General features: G+C 63.1%; 20 protein-coding genes and 2 pseudogenes. 14 read left to right on the top strand and 8 right to left on the bottom strand.

Annotated elements, in window-relative coordinates:
- A pseudogene (locus BF95_RS04175) lies at nt 1–151 on the top strand (single-stranded DNA-binding protein); the annotation flags it as partial.
- Between the two features lie 88 nt (nt 152–239).
- Here the strand turns inward: BF95_RS04175 and BF95_RS04180 are convergent.
- The 3 genes from BF95_RS04180 to BF95_RS04190 form a co-directional block, all read right to left on the bottom strand.
- Nucleotides 240–1,121 (bottom strand): UTP--glucose-1-phosphate uridylyltransferase, encoded by an 882-nt coding sequence (locus tag BF95_RS04180; protein ID WP_043149610.1) that lies wholly within the window; start codon nt 1,119–1,121, stop codon nt 240–242.
- A 123-nt stretch (nt 1,122–1,244) separates the two neighbouring features.
- Nucleotides 1,245–1,688: a hypothetical protein gene (locus BF95_RS04185; RefSeq protein ID WP_043149613.1), complete on the bottom strand. Its 444-nt coding sequence runs from the start codon at nt 1,686–1,688 to the stop codon at nt 1,245–1,247.
- Nucleotides 1,689–1,851: 163 nt separating this feature from the next.
- On the bottom strand, nt 1,852–2,025 hold the full coding sequence (locus BF95_RS04190) for a DUF1674 domain-containing protein (RefSeq protein WP_081764035.1): 174 nt from the start codon (nt 2,023–2,025) through the stop codon (nt 1,852–1,854).
- Nucleotides 2,026–2,113: 88 nt separating this feature from the next.
- Between BF95_RS04190 and htpX the strand changes: the two genes are divergently transcribed.
- The 5 genes from htpX to BF95_RS04215 all read left to right on the top strand — a co-directional run bounded on the left by htpX (nt 2,114) and on the right by BF95_RS04215 (nt 7,444).
- Nucleotides 2,114–3,049 carry a zinc metalloprotease HtpX gene (gene htpX / locus BF95_RS04195; RefSeq protein ID WP_200866875.1) on the top strand — a complete coding sequence of 312 codons (936 nt, stop codon included), beginning with the start codon at nt 2,114–2,116 and terminating at the stop codon, nt 3,047–3,049.
- A gap of 51 nt (nt 3,050–3,100) precedes the next feature.
- Nucleotides 3,101–4,393 (top strand): RsmB/NOP family class I SAM-dependent RNA methyltransferase, encoded by a 1,293-nt coding sequence (locus BF95_RS04200; protein ID WP_043149616.1) that lies wholly within the window; start codon nt 3,101–3,103, stop codon nt 4,391–4,393.
- A gap of 53 nt (nt 4,394–4,446) precedes the next feature.
- Nucleotides 4,447–4,938, top strand: a complete 492-nt coding sequence (locus BF95_RS04205; RefSeq protein ID WP_043149618.1) for a hypothetical protein — start codon at nt 4,447–4,449, stop codon at nt 4,936–4,938.
- A 77-nt stretch (nt 4,939–5,015) separates the two neighbouring features.
- Nucleotides 5,016–5,678, top strand: coding sequence for a ribulose-phosphate 3-epimerase (gene rpe / locus BF95_RS04210; protein ID WP_043149620.1), 663 nt, complete (start codon nt 5,016–5,018; stop codon nt 5,676–5,678).
- Complete coding sequence (locus tag BF95_RS04215) at nt 5,675–7,444, top strand: heparinase II/III family protein (RefSeq protein ID WP_043149621.1); 1,770 nt, start codon at nt 5,675–5,677, stop codon at nt 7,442–7,444. The genes rpe and BF95_RS04215 overlap by 4 nt, the downstream gene beginning before the upstream one ends.
- 28 nt (nt 7,445–7,472) lie before the next feature.
- Here the strand turns inward: BF95_RS04215 and BF95_RS04220 are convergent, their stop codons facing one another.
- Nucleotides 7,473–8,231, bottom strand: coding sequence for a class II aldolase/adducin family protein (locus BF95_RS04220; protein WP_043149623.1), 759 nt, complete (start codon nt 8,229–8,231; stop codon nt 7,473–7,475).
- A 229-nt stretch (nt 8,232–8,460) separates the two neighbouring features.
- Here BF95_RS04220 and rpsU point away from each other — a divergent pair, with 229 nt between their 5' ends.
- The 3 genes from rpsU to BF95_RS04235 all read left to right on the top strand — a co-directional run bounded on the left by rpsU (nt 8,461) and on the right by BF95_RS04235 (nt 9,899).
- Nucleotides 8,461–8,667 carry a 30S ribosomal protein S21 gene (rpsU, locus tag BF95_RS04225; protein ID WP_006957190.1) on the top strand — a complete coding sequence of 69 codons (207 nt, stop codon included), beginning with the start codon at nt 8,461–8,463 and terminating at the stop codon, nt 8,665–8,667.
- Nucleotides 8,668–8,740: 73 nt separating this feature from the next.
- Entirely contained in the window at nt 8,741–9,319 is a 579-nt protein-coding gene (locus tag BF95_RS04230) for an FKBP-type peptidyl-prolyl cis-trans isomerase (RefSeq protein WP_043149625.1), read from the top strand.
- Between the two features lie 214 nt (nt 9,320–9,533).
- Nucleotides 9,534–9,899 carry a hypothetical protein gene (locus BF95_RS04235; RefSeq protein ID WP_043149626.1) on the top strand — a complete coding sequence of 122 codons (366 nt, stop codon included), beginning with the start codon at nt 9,534–9,536 and terminating at the stop codon, nt 9,897–9,899.
- 59 nt (nt 9,900–9,958) lie between these two features.
- On the opposite strand, the gene lepB is transcribed toward BF95_RS04235, so the two are convergent.
- The 4 genes from lepB to pyrE all read right to left on the bottom strand — a co-directional run bounded on the left by lepB (nt 9,959) and on the right by pyrE (nt 12,679).
- On the bottom strand, nt 9,959–10,828 hold the full coding sequence (lepB, locus tag BF95_RS04240; RefSeq protein WP_051519849.1) for a signal peptidase I: 870 nt from the start codon (nt 10,826–10,828) through the stop codon (nt 9,959–9,961).
- Nucleotides 10,829–10,845: 17 nt separating this feature from the next.
- On the bottom strand, nt 10,846–11,247 hold the full coding sequence (gene acpS, locus BF95_RS04245; RefSeq protein ID WP_043149628.1) for a holo-ACP synthase: 402 nt from the start codon (nt 11,245–11,247) through the stop codon (nt 10,846–10,848).
- A 109-nt stretch (nt 11,248–11,356) separates the two neighbouring features.
- A complete protein-coding gene (locus BF95_RS04250) occupies nt 11,357–12,094 on the bottom strand; it encodes a pyridoxine 5'-phosphate synthase (RefSeq protein ID WP_043149630.1) in 738 nt (245 codons plus the stop codon).
- Between the two features lie 3 nt (nt 12,095–12,097).
- Nucleotides 12,098–12,679, bottom strand: a complete 582-nt coding sequence (gene pyrE / locus BF95_RS04255) for an orotate phosphoribosyltransferase (RefSeq protein WP_043149631.1) — start codon at nt 12,677–12,679, stop codon at nt 12,098–12,100.
- 284 nt (nt 12,680–12,963) lie between these two features.
- On the opposite strand from pyrE, the gene coxB reads away from it, so the two are divergent.
- The 5 genes and pseudogenes from coxB (at nt 12,964) to BF95_RS04275 (ending at nt 17,424) form a co-directional block, all read left to right on the top strand.
- A complete protein-coding gene (coxB, locus tag BF95_RS04260; protein ID WP_043149632.1) occupies nt 12,964–14,007 on the top strand; it encodes a cytochrome c oxidase subunit II in 1,044 nt (347 codons plus the stop codon).
- A gap of 15 nt (nt 14,008–14,022) precedes the next feature.
- Nucleotides 14,023–15,716: pseudogene (gene ctaD / locus BF95_RS04265) on the top strand (cytochrome c oxidase subunit I).
- A gap of 90 nt (nt 15,717–15,806) precedes the next feature.
- Nucleotides 15,807–16,715: a heme o synthase gene (locus BF95_RS04270; protein WP_152542553.1), complete on the top strand. Its 909-nt coding sequence runs from the start codon at nt 15,807–15,809 to the stop codon at nt 16,713–16,715.
- Nucleotides 16,712–16,849, top strand: a complete 138-nt coding sequence (locus BF95_RS28140; protein ID WP_200866876.1) for a hypothetical protein — start codon at nt 16,712–16,714, stop codon at nt 16,847–16,849. Before BF95_RS04270 ends, BF95_RS28140 begins: the two co-directional genes overlap by 4 nt.
- Nucleotides 16,849–17,424: a cytochrome c oxidase assembly protein gene (locus BF95_RS04275; RefSeq protein ID WP_043149720.1), complete on the top strand. Its 576-nt coding sequence runs from the start codon at nt 16,849–16,851 to the stop codon at nt 17,422–17,424. Before BF95_RS28140 ends, BF95_RS04275 begins: the two co-directional genes overlap by 1 nt.
- The last annotated feature ends 26 nt before the right edge of the window (nt 17,425–17,450 follow it).

Raw genomic sequence — 17,450 nt, forward strand, 5'->3', positions numbered from 1 at the left:
CGGCGATGCCGACGACTTTGGCGGTGGCCAGGGTGGTGGTGGTGGCAGCTATGGTGGCGGCCGCGCATCGGGTGGCGGGGCCAGCGGTGGTCGCGGCGGCGCGGGCAGCCCCAATTTCGACAATGATCTGGACGACGAAGTGCCGTTCTGATCGGCACGACAATCGTTAAGGGAGCAAAACGGGGGCGGTGCAGACCGCCCCCTTTTTCGTCGGCCGGGCCTTTCAGCCCTGGGCCAGTTTAGCCTTGGGCCAACTCGGCTGTGGCAAAGGCGCGGATATGGGCGCCTATATCAGCCCGCTCCAAGGCCATCGCCAGATTGGCCTCGATATAGCCGGCCTTTGACCCGCAATCGAATCGGCGACCATCGAAGGTCACGCCATGGAAGGGCTGTTGGCCGATCATCGAAGCCATGGCATCGGTCAGCTGAATTTCGCCACCTGCGCCCTTTTCCTGCGTTTCGAGGATTTTCATCACACCGGGCTGAAGGATATAGCGGCCGGGGAGGATGAGATTGGAGGGAGCCGTGCCCAGCGCGGGCTTTTCGACCAACCCCTTCACCTCGGTCAGCACACCGTCGCGCGCGCCCGGATCGATCACGCCATAGCTGGGGGTCTGTTCGATCGGAATTTCGAGCGCACAGACCAGATTGCCACCGGTCTTTTCGTAGGCGTCGACCATCTGCTTCATGCAGCCATTGCCGGGCGTACCCTTCATGAATTCATCGGGCAGCAGGATGGCAAAAGGCTCGTCGCCAATGATGTCGCGCGCGCACCAGATGGCATGGCCCAGTCCCAACGACTCCTGCTGGCGCAGGAACACGGCATTGCCGGGTGCCAGACGGGTGCCTTCCAATGCCGACAAATCCTTGCCACGTTCGCGCTGCAAGGTCTCGCATTCAAAGGCGATGTCGAAATAATCCTCGATCGCGCCTTTGCCGCGCCCGGTGACGAAGATCATCTGCTCGATCCCCGCCTCGATCGCTTCGTCCACCGCATATTGGATCAGCGGACGATCGACAACCGGCAGCAATTCCTTGGGCACGGCCTTGGTAGCCGGCAGGAAGCGGGTGCCAAGGCCCGCGACAGGAAAGATGGCTTTTCGGATGGGTTTGTGGGCCATGATACTCCATTCTCGCTGCGTTGCGGGATGAAGCAAGGCATCGCCATCCTTTGAGTAAAGGTCAAGTGTTACGATGTAATCTTGCCACTTTATTAACCAATATTGCTAACGCAGAATAATCCGTCACACAGCGAGAAGTCGCTGGGCGAGTTGGTCCAGCGAGCCAATCTCGACGTCGAGCTGATCAAGCGAAACATGGATCTGCGTATTGCGCCCGTCGCGGCAGGTGAAGCCGCCCTCGGCTGGTTGTTGAAAGCCGTTGATGATGAGTGAGCGAAACCGGTCGATCCGCTGCATGTCGCGCTCGATCGCGGATATTTCGGTGAGCGCGCTGGCGTTGCGCCGGTCGCGCATCGCGACCATGGTCCGTAATTCGGTCATCAGCTTGGCCATGCTCGGACGGGTGCGCGCGCCGACGGTGTGAACGTCACCCATAGCCTCTCGCAGCAACACGATCTTGGCCTCCAGGCTTTGTTCCAGCATCGTCCAGGCGCAGACCAGCCGCCCTACCGCGCAAAGCAGCGCCGCATCCTGCGGCGCATAATCGGAAACCGGCTTCATCGTCATATCGGAAACTAGCTGCAATCCCACGCCCCATACTCCTTTGTCCAAAGTCTGCGCAGCGCGCGGGACAAAAGGCCAGAGCAGATCCTGTGTCCGCTCGCATGGGCGGCACGGGCCAGCGGCAGTCGTGCAAAAAGGGCGGCGAGCCGATGAGGACCGCTAAGTCTCAAAAATCTATCGCGATTCCCTTGCGCTCCCAATCGCCATAACGCACCGGGCTCATCTCTTCGGCGTGTCGCGTGGGGGCATCGATCGGGTCGGGCTGCGGCACCGGCGGGCTTTTGGACAGGTGGGCGGGCGGCTGCACATGCGCCGGGCGCTTGCCGTTGAAACTTCCCATGATGATGGCCTTTCGATTGCGGAGCGTCAGGAGCAACCCCATGTTCATCTGCTGTGATCTATCTGGGTTGCAACGGAGGTAAGTGCAAGTGAACGGGTTGAAGACCACCATGTTGCTGGCGGCGCTGACGGCGCTGTTCATGGGGCTGGGCTACACTTTGGGCGGCAGTAGCGGGGCGATCATCGCGCTGCTTGTGGCGGCGGGCATGAACCTCGTCACTTTCTGGAACGCCGACAAGATCGTGCTGTCGATGCACAATGCCCGCGAAGTGGACGCCAATAGCGCGCCGGAATTTTACGGGTTGGTTCGCGACTTGGCGCGGCGGGCCGGACTGCCGATGCCGCGCGTCTATCTGATCGACCAGCCTGCTCCCAATGCCTTCGCCACCGGGCGTGATCCCGACCATGCCGCCGTTGCCGCGACCACCGGCCTGCTGGCGATGCTGAACCGCGACGAAGTGGCAGGCGTAATGGCGCATGAACTGGCCCATGTGAAAAACCGCGACACATTGATCATGACGATGGTCGCGACGATCGCCGGTGCCATTTCGATGCTCGCCAATTTTGGCCTGTTCTTCCGCAGCGGGGATAGTCAGAATGGTCACGGCAATATGATCGCCACCATCCTGGCCGTGATCGTCGCGCCCTTTGCCGCGATGATCGTGCAGATGGCGATCAGCCGCCATCGCGAATATGGCGCGGATGCAGGTGGCGCAGCGATCAGCGGCAATCCCCGTGCGCTCGCCTCCGCGCTCGCCAAGATTGCGGGCCAGGCCGAACGCATTCCCAATCCCGTGGCGCAGCGCAACCCGGCTGCGGCGCAACTCTATATCGTGCCCACCCATGTCAGCGAACTCTTTTCCACCCACCCCGCGACCCAAAAGCGCATTGCCGCCTTGGAAGACATCGCCGCGCAAATGGGTGCCCCGGTGCTCCGCACGGCACCCTGCGCTTCCGCCCTTGCACCTGTTGCGGCACGCCCTCGTCGTCGCCGCAGTGCGCTCGATCCGCACGGGCGGGATTAGGCCTCGCCAAACAGGCGTGTCTTTTCGGATGTTTCCGCCTAGGGACCGTCCATGGTCCGTAAATCACAACCCCATCCCGACACCGTCCCTGGCCTTCCCGCCCGCCGCGCCGCGCTTCGGCTGCTCGATGCCGTGCTGCGGCGGGGCGATCCGCTCGAACTCGCATTGCATGGCGCGGCGCAGGGGTTGCCGCCGTCCGATCGCGCCCTGGTCCATGCCATCGCCGCCGAGACGCTGCGCCATCTGCCCGATCTCGACGCGCTGATCGACGGCGCGACGCAACAGGTCTTGCCGCCCGACGCCAAGGCGCGGATGGTGCTGCGCATTGCCCTTGTCCAGACGCTGGCGCTCGACACGCCGCCGCATGCCGCGATCGCCACCGCGTTGCCGCTGATCGATGGCGGCCCGCGCAAGCTGGTCCACGGCGTGTTCGGCACGGTCACGCGCAGTGCGCCGACCTTGCCCGTGCCCCCTACCTTGCCCACCGAGGTCGCGGCCCGCTGGAACGCGCAATGGGGCGCGGCGATGGTCGATGCGGCGGCCCGCGCCTATGCTATCCGACCGCCGGTGGACATCAGCCTGCGCGACCCTGCGGAAACCGCCCGCTGGACCGAAGAATTGGGTGGCACCAGCTTCGCGCCCGGCCATGTCCGCCTGCCCGATGGCGCTCATATTCCCGAACTGCCGGGCTTTGCCGAGGGGGCCTGGTGGGTGCAGGACATTGCAGCGTCTTGCGCCGCCCGGCTGCTGGGGCTGGGGGCCGGGCGCAGCGTGCTCGACCTGTGCGCCGCGCCGGGGGGCAAGACGATGCAATTGGCGGCGGCCGGATGGCATGTCACCGCTCTCGACCAGTCCGCCAAGCGGCTGGAGCGGCTGACTGAAAATCTGACGCGCACCGGCCTTGTCGCCCAGGTCGCCCAGGCCGATCTGCGGACATGGCAACCTGATGCGCCGGTCGATGCCATCCTGCTCGACGCACCCTGCACCGCGACCGGCATCTATCGCCGCCATCCCGACGTGTTGCACCGCATCGGTGCGCGCCAGATCGAGGAACTGGCACAATTGCAGGCCGATCTTTTGGCCCGCGCCGCCGACTGGGTGAAGCCGGGCGGTCGCATCCTCTACGCGACCTGCTCGTTGGAACAGGCGGAGGGGGAGGATCAGATCGCCCACTTCCTGGCCGCGCGGCCCGACTTCGCGATCGATCCAGTGCAGCCCGAGGAATTGCCGGACGGCTTTACCCCCACGCCGGGCGGATGGTTGCGCACATTGCCCGATACGCTGTCCGATCGGGGTGGCGCGGACGGATTTTTCATCGCACGGCTTGCCAGGGGGACAAACTAAGCCTTAACCAAGTCGGGCTTACGATGGATATAGTCCCGATGGAAAGGTGCATCATGAGACCGATCGAGCCTCTGCCCCTGCATCATAGCTGGCCGCTGTTCGACCTGCATGATTATCTGGCGCCGGTCGCGCTCGACCCGTCGCTGGCGCGCAACGATGTCGCTCTGGCCGAACGGGGCCTCGGCCTGTGGCATTGCGACCTGGTCGATGAAACATTGAGCTGGACGGCTGGCGTCTATGATATGTTCGGGCTGGAACGGGACAGCGCCGTGCCGCGCGCCTTGTCGGTCTCGCTCTACGCCTCGGAATCGCGAGAGGCGATGGAACGGTTGCGCAGCTACGCCATTGCCCACAAGCGTGGCTTCACCCTGGACGTCGATATTCATCAGGCGGACGGTATGGGCCAATGCACCTTGCGCCTGATCGCTGCGCCGCTGCTGGACCCGACCGGCGAGGTGACGGCCTTGCATGGTGTCAAACAGTTGCTGCCCCCGGGCGCGCCGCCTTCGCGCCGCCTGGACCCGACCGTTTTCGTGATGGTGTAACGCACCCCACAAACTTATCGTTTCGTCGCCAAATCCCCGTTGCTCTGTGCCCACGCCATAGCTAAGGCCGACGGTTAATGACCCGGCCCATTCTCATCTCCCCGTCCATCCTCTCCGCCGACTTCGCCCGCCTGGGCGAGGAGGTTCGCGCCATCGATGCTGCGGGCTGCGATTGGGTGCATATCGACGTCATGGACGGGCATTTCGTGCCCAACATCACGATTGGCCCGGCCGTCGTGAAGGCGCTGCGGCCGCATAGCGCCAAGACGTTCGACGTCCATCTGATGATCTCGCCGGTGGACCAGTATCTCGACGCCTTCGCGCAGGCAGGCGCGGACATCATCACCGTCCATCCCGAAGCCGGGCCGCATATCCACCGCTCGATCCAGCATATCAAGTCGCTGGGCGTGCAGGCGGGCGTGGTTCTGAACCCGGGCACCCCGGCCAAGATGCTTGATTATCTGATCGATGATGTCGATCTCATCCTGGTAATGAGCGTCAATCCCGGTTTTGGCGGGCAGAGCTTTATCATGAACCAGCTGCGCAAGATCGAGGCGATCCGCAAGATGATCGACAAGTCGGGCCGCGACATCCGCTTGCAGGTCGATGGCGGCATCGACCTTACCACCGCGCCGATGGCGATCGCGGCAGGGGCGGACGTGCTGGTTGCTGGTACGGCCACCTTCCGGGGTGGGCCGGGTGCCTATGCCGACAATATTCGGAAGCTGCGGGGCGGGTGAACGACGCGCGGCGCATCTCTCCCGCTTCCACCGGGCAGGCCGCCGATCCTGTGGCTGCGGACGATGGGATAGAACAGGGCAAGCGCCTCATCCGCGTTGCGGATGATAAGGGACTGTCGCTGGCGCAGCGGATCGCCAATCATTTCTATCTGCTCAGCTGGAAGACGCCGATTCACGGCCGCAAGCTGCGGGGCAAATATCCGCTCAAGCTGCTCGCGGTGCCCAATGACGACATCTGCGGCGATGCCCGTGCGGGGCAGGCGATGCGTGCGGGCTATTTCCTGTTCCGGGGCCGCAAGCAGATCATCGACACGGTCGATTTCGCGCGGCTGGATCTCGGCCCGGCCTTTGCCGACCATATCCACAGCTTCCGCTGGCTGCGTGACCTGGCCACCACGGCGACCCGTGAGCAGGCTGCCCCGATCGCCGAAGGGGTGATGCGGCGCTGGCTTGGTGCCCATGCCGAAACGCCCAGCGAACCCGCCTGGCGCGCGGACAATGCGGGCTGGCGGCTCTTATTCTGGACCGCGCATGCGCCGTTGATCCTCTCGTCGAGCGATCTTGTCTATCGTTCGCTGGTCCTCAACTGCATTGCCCGCACCGCGCGGCATCTTGATCGTATTGCCGACAAAACGCCGATGGGCTTGGCGCGCCTCGTCGCCTGGTGTGCGATCGTTGCTGCCTCGATGCTCATCCCCGGCGGTGCCTCACGCAAGATTTTCGGCGAAGCGGGCCTCAAGCGCGCGATCGACAGCGGCTTCCACGCCGATGGCGGCATCGTGTCGCGCTCACCCTTGGCGCAAGTCGAGGCGGTGATGGCGCTGGCGATGCTGCGCGCAGTCTATGACGTCCGCCGCGAAGCCGTTCCCGCCTTTCTGGAGGAAGGGCTTGGCCGCGCGGTTCCGGCGCTGCTGGGTCTGATCCATGGCGATGGAGGGCTGGGCAGCTGGCAGGGCGCAGGCGCGATCGACCCGGCCACCGTCAATGCCGTGGTGCAGGCCAGCCGGGTGCGCAGCCGCCCGCTGCGACAGGCACGCGACTGGGGCTATCAACGGATTTCAGCAGGGGCGACCGTGGTGCAGGTCGATGCCGCGCCGCCGCCGGTCGCCCGACTCGCCGAAGCCGGCTGCGCGTCCACTGGCGCGATCGAGATCAGCGACGGCCCGCACCGGCTGGTCGTCAATTGCGGCGGCGCTGGGCTGGAGGGGGCGTGGATTCCCGCCGACCTGGCCCAGGGGCTGCGCACCACCGCCGCCCACAGCACACTGGTGCTCGACGATTGCAACAGCACCGCGTTGTTGCCGGACGGCACACTCGGCAAGGGCGTGACCGAGGTGGAGTTGAACCGGCAGGAGCTGGACAATGGCAGCCGGGTAGATCTGTCGCATGACGGCTATGTCCGGCGGCTGGGCTATATCCACCGCCGCTTGCTGCTGGTCAGTGGTGACGGCAAGGAAATACGAGGCGAAGATATGCTGACCCCGGCCGAACGGCGGCGCAAGCCGTCGAAGCTGCCCGTCATGCTGCGCTTCCACCTCGCGCCTGGCGTCGAACCGACGCTGACCGCCGACAGCCAAGGCGCGTTGCTGCGCGTCGATATGGGGGCGCTCTGGCAGTTCCGCACTGGCACGGGCGTGTTGAGCGTGGAGGAAAGCCTGTGGGTCGATGGCGACGGCCGCGCACACCCCACGCGCCAGCTGGTGGTGACGAGCGAAGCGCTGCCGGGCGGATCAAGCATCGGCTGGCTGTTCAAACGGTCAGGCTAGGCCCAGCCGACGGCCTCCCGCTGCCTGCTCACTCTCGCCAGCTCTTGTCGATCCGGTCGATCACCCGCACCATCGCCTGAAAATCGGGTAAGCCCGGCCCGACCGGCAATTGAATCCCCGACAGGTCGCGCTGATGCACCGCGATCACCTCCGGCGCGATCTCCACCGGTGTGCCGGCCGCGCCCGCCGCTACCTGAATCTCGCAGGCGCGCTGGAGCGACCAATGTTTCAAAAAGGCTTCGGGCAGGCTGGACGCCATGACCAACGGGCCATGGTTCCGCAACATCATCACGCGCTTGGTCCCCAGATTGGCAACCAGACGCTCGCCCTCTTCGGGGCGAATCGTGATGCCTTCGAAATCATGATAGGCGATCTGCCCGGTAAAGGCGGCGGCGTAGAAGCTGATCGGCCGCAACCCTTCGCGGGTCGCGCTCACCGCCATGCCTGCCGTCGTATGGGTATGGATGATGCAATGGGCATCCGGCAGATGCCGGTGGAACACGCTATGCTGGGTGAAGCCCGCCCGGTTGACCGGATAGGGGCTACCGTCCAACACGGTACCATCGATGTCGATCTTGACCAGATTGGATGCGCAGACTTCTGCATAACCAAGTCCGAACGGGTTGATCAAAAAGGCATTATCCTCCCCCGGCACGCGCAGGGTGATGTGATTGTAGATCAGTTCCGACCAGCCCATATGGTCGAAAATACGATAGCAGGCGGCAAGCTGCTGGCGCGCTTCCCATTCGGCTGTGGACATGTCGGTGCGTTTTGCGGCGCTGGCCATGGGCGATCCTCTCTTATACTATTGCCCAACACCATCGACCTTTCCGGCACGGGAGTCGAGACTCTGCATGCTTAAGGGTTGATGTGCCGCGACTCTGCTGGTAGGGCGCGCTCCACACGGCGTAGGGTGACCTGCGACGACTCATTGGCTTTGCTATTCGGTCGGGCTGTCGGGACAGATCATAGAATCCCGGCGAACCGCTCGTTTTCGATTGGAGATAGACGGACTTATGCAGATCATCGTTCGCGACAATAATGTCGACCAGGCCCTCCGCGCGCTCAAGAAGAAGCTGCAGCGTGAAGGCGTGTATCGCGAAATGAAGCTGCGTCGTCACTACGAGAAGCCCTCGGAAAAGCGTGCCCGTGAAAAGGCTGCTGCTGTCCGTCGCGCTCGCAAGATGGACCGCAAGCGCGCCGAACGCGACGGCGCGAAGTAAGCGCCGTTCGGGGCGGCATACGCCGTCCCGCTTTCCTGCTGCTATCCCGCCCCTAATTGCGAGACTTTTCGCCATGTCCACGACGGCTGTTCCCCTTCGTTCCATTGCCAAGGGGTCGTTGACGCGCCTCTGGATCGGCGTTGCCGCTGTCGCTTTGGCAGCAGGCGGTCTTGCCTGGGCAGGGCAGCAGCATGTCGAATCGACGCCTTCGGCTTTTCTGGCAGACAATGCCGACGCAGAAGGCGTGATGACGACCGAATCGGGCCTGCAGTATAAGGTCCTGACGGAAGGCACCGGTCCCAGCCCGACCACCGCCGATGTGGCGTTGGTCGGCTATAAGGGCACGCTGCTTGACGGCACGGTCTTCGACGAAAATCCGCAGGCGCCCATGCCCGTCGATGGCGTCGTGCCCGGCTTCTCCGAAGGCCTGCAGAAGATGAAGAAGGGCGGCAAGTACCGCCTCTGGATTCCGGCGGAACTGGGCTATGGCGATCAGGCCGCTGGCCCGATCCCCGCCGGTTCGGTGCTGGTCTTCGACGTCGAACTGCATGACTTCAAGTCGCGCGCCGAAATCATGCAGATGCAGCAGATGATGCAGCAACAGCAGGGTGGAGCCCCGGGCGCAGCGCCTCAGCCAATGCCGGGCAACTGACCGCCAAAGCCAAATGAGACGAGAACAAAGGGGCCGCCACCGACCCCTTTTTTTGTGCACGGGTGGAAGCGGATTTCTTGCCTCCATAGGCATTATTCCACGCGGACTACGACCTTATGGGTATAAATAAGTAGTGGAGATTCCAGCGAAATAGGATCATCAGCACCGGCATAGTGGCTGGTGAAGCCATGCAGGGGCTTTGGACCAGGGATCTATGTTTCAGGTACGTTATGACCACACGACCAACTGCCTGACCATGATAGTCAAAGGCTTTTGGAAGCCGGAGGATGTGACGTCTCTCGCCAGGGAAGTGGGATCGAAGGCCCGCGAGGCGCAGGCGATCCGGGACGATTTCAACGTACTCGTCGAATCATTCGAATTTCCGGTGCAGGCGAACGATATCGCAGATATGCTTACCAACATCATGCGTGGGGGCATGACCTTCACCAAAGGCCGCGCCGCAGTCGTCGTAGGCAGTCAGCTCAACAAGGCACAGGCCGAACGAACGCTGGTTCATCCCAGGCTGCGCGTGTTCCTGACGCTGGAGGACGCAAGGGATTGGCTGGCGGAGCCGGGCTGATCTGTCATTCTTATTGATAAGCCTGCTGCCTATTGTACCCCGCGCGGATCGCACATCGCCTATGGTGCCTGGGTAACGCTCTGCGGCCGCAGACTATTGCCGACCCGCCCACTGCGGAAAGCACCGAACCAGGTCAGCGGGTTCCAGCTTGAATCGCCGTCCAGGCTGAAGGTGATGAACTCGGCGCGGCCGCCGATCGCTTCCCAGGGCACCGGTCCGCCCAGGCCATTTTCCTCCAGCGGCGCGCGGCTGTCGGCGCTGTTGTCGCGATTGTCGCCCATCAGGAAAACGTGGTTTTCCGGCACGCGCACCCGCCCATACCAATCGAGCGCGCTCGGCCCCATGTCGATGGTGAGATAGGTCTTGCCGTTGGGCAGGATTTCCTGCCGCACCGGCAATTCGCAATATTCCTTGCCATCCGCACCCTGCATCCGCGCGCCGGGGAATTGCAGCGGGGGGCAGGGGGCATTGCTATCGACCGGCAGGCGCAGCGGCTTCAGGATCCGCTGTTTCACTGCCACGCCATTGATCAGCACTTGCCCACCGCGCACTTCGATGATGTCGCCGGGCAGGCCGATGACTCGCTTGATATAATCTTCACGTCGGCTCTGCGGCGATACGATGACGATATCGCCCCGTACCGGTAGCCGCCCGAACACCCGGCCCTTCAGGAAGGGCAGCGGATGAAAGCTGGGCGAGACATAGGACCAGCCATAGGGAAATTTGCTCACCACCAGCCGATCGCCGGTCAGCAGCACCGGCATCATCGATTCGGACGGTATGTAGAAGGGCTTGGCGACGAAGCTGTGGAAGGCCAGCACCGCCAGGATCAGCAGCAATATGCTTTTGATCTCTTGCCACCAGTCGACCGACGCCTTTGGTATGGCGTCCTCGTGCAGGCTATGGGTGTCGGCGGTCGCGTCTTGCAGGCTGTTGGGATCGGTCGTCACAGGGGAAGCGCCTCGATAATGACAAAGGCCTGCGCCCAGGGATGATCGTCGGTCAGGGTCAGGTGGATGACGGGCCTATGCCCCGCTGGCACCAGCGCGTCGAGCCGCGCCAGCGCGCCACCGGTAAGGTTGAGCGTCGGCGCGCCGGACGGGGCATTGACCACGCCGATGTCCTTCATGAACACGCCCGCCTTGAACCCGGTGCCAACCGCTTTGGAAAAGGCCTCCTTGGCGGCAAAGCGCTTGGCCAGCGTGCCGGCCTTGGTGAAGGGCCGACGATTGGCCTTGGCCTGCTCGACATCGGTAAACACCCGTTGCTCAAACCGCGCGCCGAAGCGATCGAGCGAATTCTGGATACGCTCGATGTTGCAGAGGTCGGAGCCGAGACCGATGATCATGACGGCCCCCACAGGCCGTCACCCCAGCGAAGGCTGGGGTCTTGTGCGGCCAGGGCAGATGCCGTTTGCCTGAGATCCCAGCCTTCGCTGGGATGACGACCTTTGGTCGTCACCGCGCCAAATCCATCTGCCGCCGCATTTCGCGGATGCTGCCTTCCAGGCCACCGAAGATAGCCTCGCCGATCAGGAAGTGACCGATATTGAGTTCGGCGACCTGCGGGATGGCGGCGATCGGCGCGACATTGTCGAAAGTCAGGCCGTGCCCAGCATGCGGCTCGATCCCGTTTTTTGCTGCCAGCGCAGCGGCGTCGGCCAGCTTGCGCAACTCGGCTGCCCGCGCTTCACCGTTCAGATGTGCATAGGCACCGGTGTGAAATTCCACCACCGGTGCGCCCAGCCGGATCGCCGCGTCGATTTGGCGCGCGTCGGCCTCGATGAACAGGCTGACGCGGATGCCCGCCTCGCTCAACGCCGCCACGATCGGGCAGAGAGTCTCGAACTGCCCGGCAGCGTCCAGTCCGCCCTCGGTCGTGCGTTCTTCCCGCTTTTCCGGGACGATGCAGGCGGCGTGTGGCTTGTAGCGCAGCGCGATGTCCAGCATTTCGGCCGTCGCTGCCATCTCCAGGTTGAGCGGCACGCTGAGCGCCGCCATCAGCGTCGCGACGTCGGCGTCGCGAATGTGCCGCCGGTCCTCGCGCAGATGCGCGGTGATGCCGTCCGCCCCGGCCTTCACCGCCAGCAGCGCGGCCTTGACCGGATCGGGATGCTCGCCGCCGCGTGCGTTGCGGATGGTCGCCACATGGTCGATATTGACGCCCAGGCGCAGCGGGGCGGGGGAGTGCGGCATCGTCTAGACCTTCCGGCTGCCCGGCTTGATCGCCGGGATTGCCGCCAGTTCGGGCGGCAGCGCGTCGGCGTCATAGACCGGGAAGTTGATCGACACGAGCGGGTAGAAGGGGACGCCCAGATCGACCTCGCCCGCAGAGCGATCGACCAGCGCGGCTTCGGCGATCACGATGCCGCCTTCGGCCGCGACCGCCTCGATCGCCTGGCGCGACGACAGGCCGGTGGTGACGACATCTTCGACCATCAATATTTTCTGCCCCGGCGATATGGTAAAACCACGGCGCAGTTCGAACGTCCCCTCGGGCCGTTCGAGAAATACCGCATCCTTGCCCAGCGCCCGGCCGACTTCATGGCCGATGATGAGGCCGCCCATGGCTGGTGAAACCACCAGGTCGATCTCCTGCCGCAATTCGCGCGGCAGTTTCTGGACCGTGGCCAGCGCGAGCCTGCCTGCGCGCTCGGCGCTCATCAATACACGGGCGCATTGCAGGTAATTGGCGCTGCGGCGGCCCGAAGACAGGATGAAATGTCCTTCGAGCAGCGCCCCCGCTGCCCGGAATTCCGCCAATACGTCTTCGTCGGTCATGCCGTTGTCATATCCTGTCGCGCGGCCCGGCCCCTGTCCGGCGCGGCCCGCTTTCCTGCCAACATAGCGCGCTCTTGCCCGCCATGATTACGCGCCTGTGCGCGCCGCAGCGAAATAGGCACCAGAAGGGAGCGTTGCAACAGTGAAGAAAATCTGCTCCTGCTAGCTTGAGGCATCAAAAAACCATGCCTATAAGCCGCGGCAGAACCGACCGGGCGGGGACGACGTGCATGCGCGCGTCTTCGTTGCAGCGGCGCCAAGGGGTTACGGGGTAAGAAGACGCTATGAAACAGGTGAAATCGCTCGTTCTCGCAGGATTGTTGGCCTTTGCGCCAGCAATGGCGATGAACGGTCCGGCCTTTGCGCAGGACAATGCAGCCGCTACCGCACCGGCGGCGGCCACTGTCGCCGCGCCTGCTGATTCGGCAGCGAACGCCGCTGCGCCCGCCGCCGATGCTGCACCAGCAGCAACGGTTGCCGCGCCGCCGCGCATGAAGCCGACCGAAGGCATCGGCATGCCAAAGCCCGGCGAGATCACCCTGCAGGAGCAGTTCACCTCGACCGGACACAGCGCGCGCTGGCTGCACGACGTGATGCTTCTGCCACTGATCTTTGCAATTTCTATCCTGGTGCTGATCCTGATGATCTACGCCATGTGGAAATTTCGTGCGTCGGCCAACCCAACCCCGTCCAAGACGTCGCACAACACGCTGATCGAAGTGATCTGGACGGTTGTTCCGGTCATCATCCTGCTGGTGGTTGCGGTGCCGTCGATCGGCCTGCTGGCCGACCAGTATAAGCCCGCGCCGAAAGACGCGCTGACCGTCAAGGTTACGGGTTATCAATGGTATTGGGGCTATGAATATCCCGACGCCGGCATCCCCGAATATGTGTCGAACATGCTGACGAAGGAGCAGGCGAAGGCCGGTGGCGAGCCGTATCAGCTGGCCGTCGATAATCGTCTGATCCTGCCCGCCGGTCGTCCGATCAAGCTCATCATCACCGCAGCCGACGTCATCCACAGCTTTGCCGTGCCCTCGCTCTGGGTGAAGATGGATGCGGTCCCTGGCCGTCTGAATGAAAAGAGCTTCACCATCGAGAAGCCCGGCGTCTATTATGGGCAATGTTCGGAACTGTGCGGCGCGCGTCATGGCTTCATGCCGATCGCAATCGAAGCCCTGCCGCCTGAACAGTTCGACCAGTGGGTGCTCTCGCAGGGTGGCTCGCTCAAGAACGGCACCGCCGCGCCAGACGCGCCGATGGGCCCGCAACAGGGCAGTGTGCTGCCCGGACCGCCGTCCGACGACGTCGGCAACAACGCGCTTTAAGAGGGCAGATACGCCATGACCACCATCACAGCAGATCAATATGGCGATCATGTTCATGATCATCATGACGCCGATCACAAGCCGGCCTTCTTCCAGCGCTGGTTCATGTCCACGAACCATAAGGACATCGGCACCCTCTATCTGATCTTCGCGATCTTCGCCGGTGTCGTTGGCGGCGCGATTTCGGGTCTGATGCGGATGGAACTGGCTGAGCCCGGTATCCAGTATCTTCAGGCTGGGCCAATATCCAGCATGCAATGCTGGGTGCGGAGCCTGCCTCGCTCGACCAGGCCTATCACCTCTGGAACGCGCTGATCACCGCGCATGGTCTCATCATGGTCTTCTTCATGGTGATGCCTGCGATCATCGGCGGCTTTGGTAACTGGTTCGTGCCGATCATGATCGGCGCGCCGGACATGGCCTTCCCGCGGATGAACAATGTCAGCTTCTGGCTGCTCATCCCCGCCTTCGCGCTGCTGCTCGGCTCGGCCTTCGTGCCCGGCGGCACCGGCTATGGCGCTGGCACTGGTTGGACGGTTTATGCGCCGCTTTCGACCAGCGGTTCGGCTGGCCCCGCCGTCGATATGGCGATCCTGTCGCTGCATATTGCGGGCGCAGGTTCGATCCTGGGTGCCGTCAACTTCATCACCACCATCCTCAACATGCGCGCGCCGGGCATGACCCTGCACAAGATGCCGCTGTTCGTGTGGTCGGTGCTGGTCACTGCCTTCCTGCTGCTGCTCGCACTGCCGGTTCTGGCCGCGGCGATCACCATGTTGCTGACCGATCGTAACTTCGGCACCACTTTCTACGACGCGGCCGGTGGCGGCGACCCTGAACTCTACCAGCATCTTTTCTGGTTCTTCGGTCACCCCGAAGTCTACATCATGATCCTGCCCGGCTTCGGCATCGTCAGCCAGATCATCTCGACCTTCAGCCGCAAGCCGGTGTTCGGCTATCTCGGCATGGCCTATGCCATGGTCGCGATCGGCGTCGTTGGTTTCGTCGTGTGGGCGCACCACATGTTCACCACCGGCATGTCGGTAAATGTGAAGATGTATTTCACCGCCGCCACCATGGTCATCGCGGTCCCGACCGGCATCAAGATCTTCTCGTGGATCGCGACGATCTGGGGTGGGTCTATCAGCTTCAAGACCCCGATGGTCTGGGCGCTGGGCTTCATCTTCCTCTTCACCGTGGGCGGCGTGACCGGCGTCGTGCTGGCCAATGGTGGCGTGGATGACGTGCTGCACGACACCTATTATGTCGTGGCGCACTTCCACTATGTCCTCTCGCTCGGTGCCGTGTTCGGCCTGTTCGCGGGCTTCTACTACTGGTTCCCGAAAATGTCGGGCCGCATGTATAACGAATTCCTCGGCCACCTGCATTTCTGGGTGTTCTTCGTGGGCGTGAACTTGCTGTTCTTCCCGATGCATTTCCTGGGGCTTTCGGGTATGCCGCGTCGCTATCCCGATTATCCGGAGGCGTTCGCCTATTGGAACAAGGTCGCAAGCCATGGCTATGAAATCATGGCGGTCGGCGTCCTGATCTTCTTCATCAACATCATCTGGTCGCTGGCGGCCGGCAAGAAGGCAGCGGGCAACCCCTGGGGTGAAGGCGCGACCACGCTGGAATGGACATTGTCCAGCCCGCCGCCCTTCCACCAGTTCGAAACCCTGCCGGTGATCGATGATGCCGCGCATCACTGATCTTAAGACGGACTGACATGATCGGGGGGCGGGTGACAGTCGCCCGCCCCCTTATGCTATATGCCCCCAAATGGTGGGGCCGGAACCGATATGACGACCGCGACGATGACATCGACCCCGATCACGGCCCATTGGCGCGATTTCCTCGCGCTGACCAAGCCGCGCGTCATGACGCTGGTGGTGTTCACGGGCCTGTGCGGCCTTTTGGCGGCACCCGGTGCCATTCATCCGGTCCTCGCCTTTACGGCTATCCTCTGCATCGCGCTTGGCGCAGGGGCGGCCGCCAGCCTCAACCAATGGTATGAGGCCGATATCGACGCAAAGATGAAGCGCACTGCCAACCGGCCGCTGCCCGCTGGGCGGATGGATCGCCAGTCGGCGCTGCACTTCGGTGTCGGCTTGTCCTTCTTCTCGGTCATCCTGATGGGCATGGCGACCAACTGGCTCGCTGCCGCAGTGCTGGCCGTCTCGATCCTTTTCTACGTCTTCATCTACACGATCTGGCTCAAGCCGCGCACGGCGCAGAATATCGTCATCGGTGGCGCTGCTGGCGCATTCCCGCCGGTCATCGGCTGGGCCGCCGTCACCGGCGATATCACCGCGCTGCCAATCGCCCTGTTCATGCTGATCTTCTTCTGGACGCCGCCCCATTTCTGGGCGCTCGCGCTGTTCGTGAAGACCGATTATGCCGCCGCTGGCATTCCGATGCTCCCGGTTGTGTCGGGCGAAGTCGTCACCCGCCGCCAGATCTGGTTCTACACCGCAATAATGGCGGTCGCGGCCATGGCCCCGGTGCTGCTGCGTCTGACCGGGCCGGTTTACGGCACCGCCGCATTGCTGGGCACAGCGCTGTTCGCGGTCTTTGCTTTCCAGGTCTATCGCCGCCGCGAAAGTGATCCGGCGCGGATGGGACCGGAGCGTCGCTTGTTCAAATATTCGATTCTCTATCTTTTCCTTCTCTTTGGAGCAGTGGTCGTTGACCGCTGGGTGATGGCATGACCCCCGAAGAAGAAGAGATCATCCGCGCCCGTCAGAAGTCGCGATCGCTCGTCACCGGATTGCTGCTCGGCTTTTTCGTCATCCTCTTCTTCGCCATAACCCTGGCGAAGATCGGCACGAGCGACACGCTATGATGGCCACGCTACCGCCCTCTCCCTTTGACCGCGACCGGCGCAATCGCCGGACGATGCTCACCATGGCGGGCGTGGGCCTATCCATGCTGGCGCTCGGCTTCGCATCGGTCCCACTTTATCGCATCTTCTGTGAGCAGACGGGCTTTGGCGGCACGACCAAGCGCGCCGAGGCCAATGTTCAGGTCCAGGAAGCGACAGGCCACACCATGTCGATCCGCTTCGATTCGAATGTGCAGCCGGGCATGCCTTGGCAATTCTACCCCGAACATCGGACGGATACCGTCACCGTCGGGCGCAAGGACATGGCGATCTTCATCGCCAAGAACATGTCCGACAAGCCGGTGACCGGCACCGCCAGTTTCAACGTCACGCCCAGCCAGGCGGGTGCTTATTTCACAAAAATTCAGTGTTTCTGCTTCACCGAGCAGACCTTGCAGCCTGGTCAGGAGGTACGGATGCCCGTCCTCTATTTCGTCGATCCCAAGATCCTCGACGATGCCGACAACAAGGACACGCAACAGATTACCCTAAGCTACACATTCTACCCGGTTGAGCCGGGCAAGAAGGCAAGCTAAGGCAAGCAACGATAACGCGAACAGGG

Origin of the sequence: Sphingobium sp. Ant17 (assembly GCF_000588875.1) — a bacterium.
GTDB lineage: Bacteria > Pseudomonadota > Alphaproteobacteria > Sphingomonadales > Sphingomonadaceae > Sphingobium.

Bases quoted from the DNA above. Each gene is read 5' to 3' on its own strand.
- BF95_RS04275 (WP_043149720.1), top strand. From the start codon at position 16,849: ATGGCCACGCTACCGCCCTCTCCCTTTGACCGCGACCGGCGCAATCGC.
- BF95_RS04220 (WP_043149623.1), bottom strand. From the start codon at position 8,231: ATGGCCAGCGCCGCAAAACGCACCGACATGTCCACAGCCGAATGGGAA.
- BF95_RS04180 (WP_043149610.1), bottom strand. From the start codon at position 1,121: ATGGCCCACAAACCCATCCGAAAAGCCATCTTTCCTGTCGCGGGCCTT.
- BF95_RS04205 (WP_043149618.1), top strand. From the start codon at position 4,447: ATGAGACCGATCGAGCCTCTGCCCCTGCATCATAGCTGGCCGCTGTTC.
- BF95_RS04235 (WP_043149626.1), top strand. From the start codon at position 9,534: ATGTTTCAGGTACGTTATGACCACACGACCAACTGCCTGACCATGATA.
- BF95_RS04185 (WP_043149613.1), bottom strand. From the start codon at position 1,688: ATGACGATGAAGCCGGTTTCCGATTATGCGCCGCAGGATGCGGCGCTG.
- pyrE (WP_043149631.1), bottom strand. From the start codon at position 12,679: ATGACCGACGAAGACGTATTGGCGGAATTCCGGGCAGCGGGGGCGCTG.
- acpS (WP_043149628.1), bottom strand. From the start codon at position 11,247: ATGATCATCGGTCTCGGCTCCGACCTCTGCAACATCGAGCGTATCCAG.
- BF95_RS04230 (WP_043149625.1), top strand. From the start codon at position 8,741: ATGTCCACGACGGCTGTTCCCCTTCGTTCCATTGCCAAGGGGTCGTTG.
- BF95_RS04270 (WP_152542553.1), top strand. From the start codon at position 15,807: ATGACGACCGCGACGATGACATCGACCCCGATCACGGCCCATTGGCGC.
- rpe (WP_043149620.1), top strand. From the start codon at position 5,016: ATGACCCGGCCCATTCTCATCTCCCCGTCCATCCTCTCCGCCGACTTC.
- BF95_RS28140 (WP_200866876.1), top strand. From the start codon at position 16,712: ATGACCCCCGAAGAAGAAGAGATCATCCGCGCCCGTCAGAAGTCGCGA.
- rpsU (WP_006957190.1), top strand. From the start codon at position 8,461: ATGCAGATCATCGTTCGCGACAATAATGTCGACCAGGCCCTCCGCGCG.
- BF95_RS04250 (WP_043149630.1), bottom strand. From the start codon at position 12,094: ATGCCGCACTCCCCCGCCCCGCTGCGCCTGGGCGTCAATATCGACCAT.
- coxB (WP_043149632.1), top strand. From the start codon at position 12,964: ATGAAACAGGTGAAATCGCTCGTTCTCGCAGGATTGTTGGCCTTTGCG.
- BF95_RS04190 (WP_081764035.1), bottom strand. From the start codon at position 2,025: ATGGGAAGTTTCAACGGCAAGCGCCCGGCGCATGTGCAGCCGCCCGCC.
- BF95_RS04200 (WP_043149616.1), top strand. From the start codon at position 3,101: ATGGTCCGTAAATCACAACCCCATCCCGACACCGTCCCTGGCCTTCCC.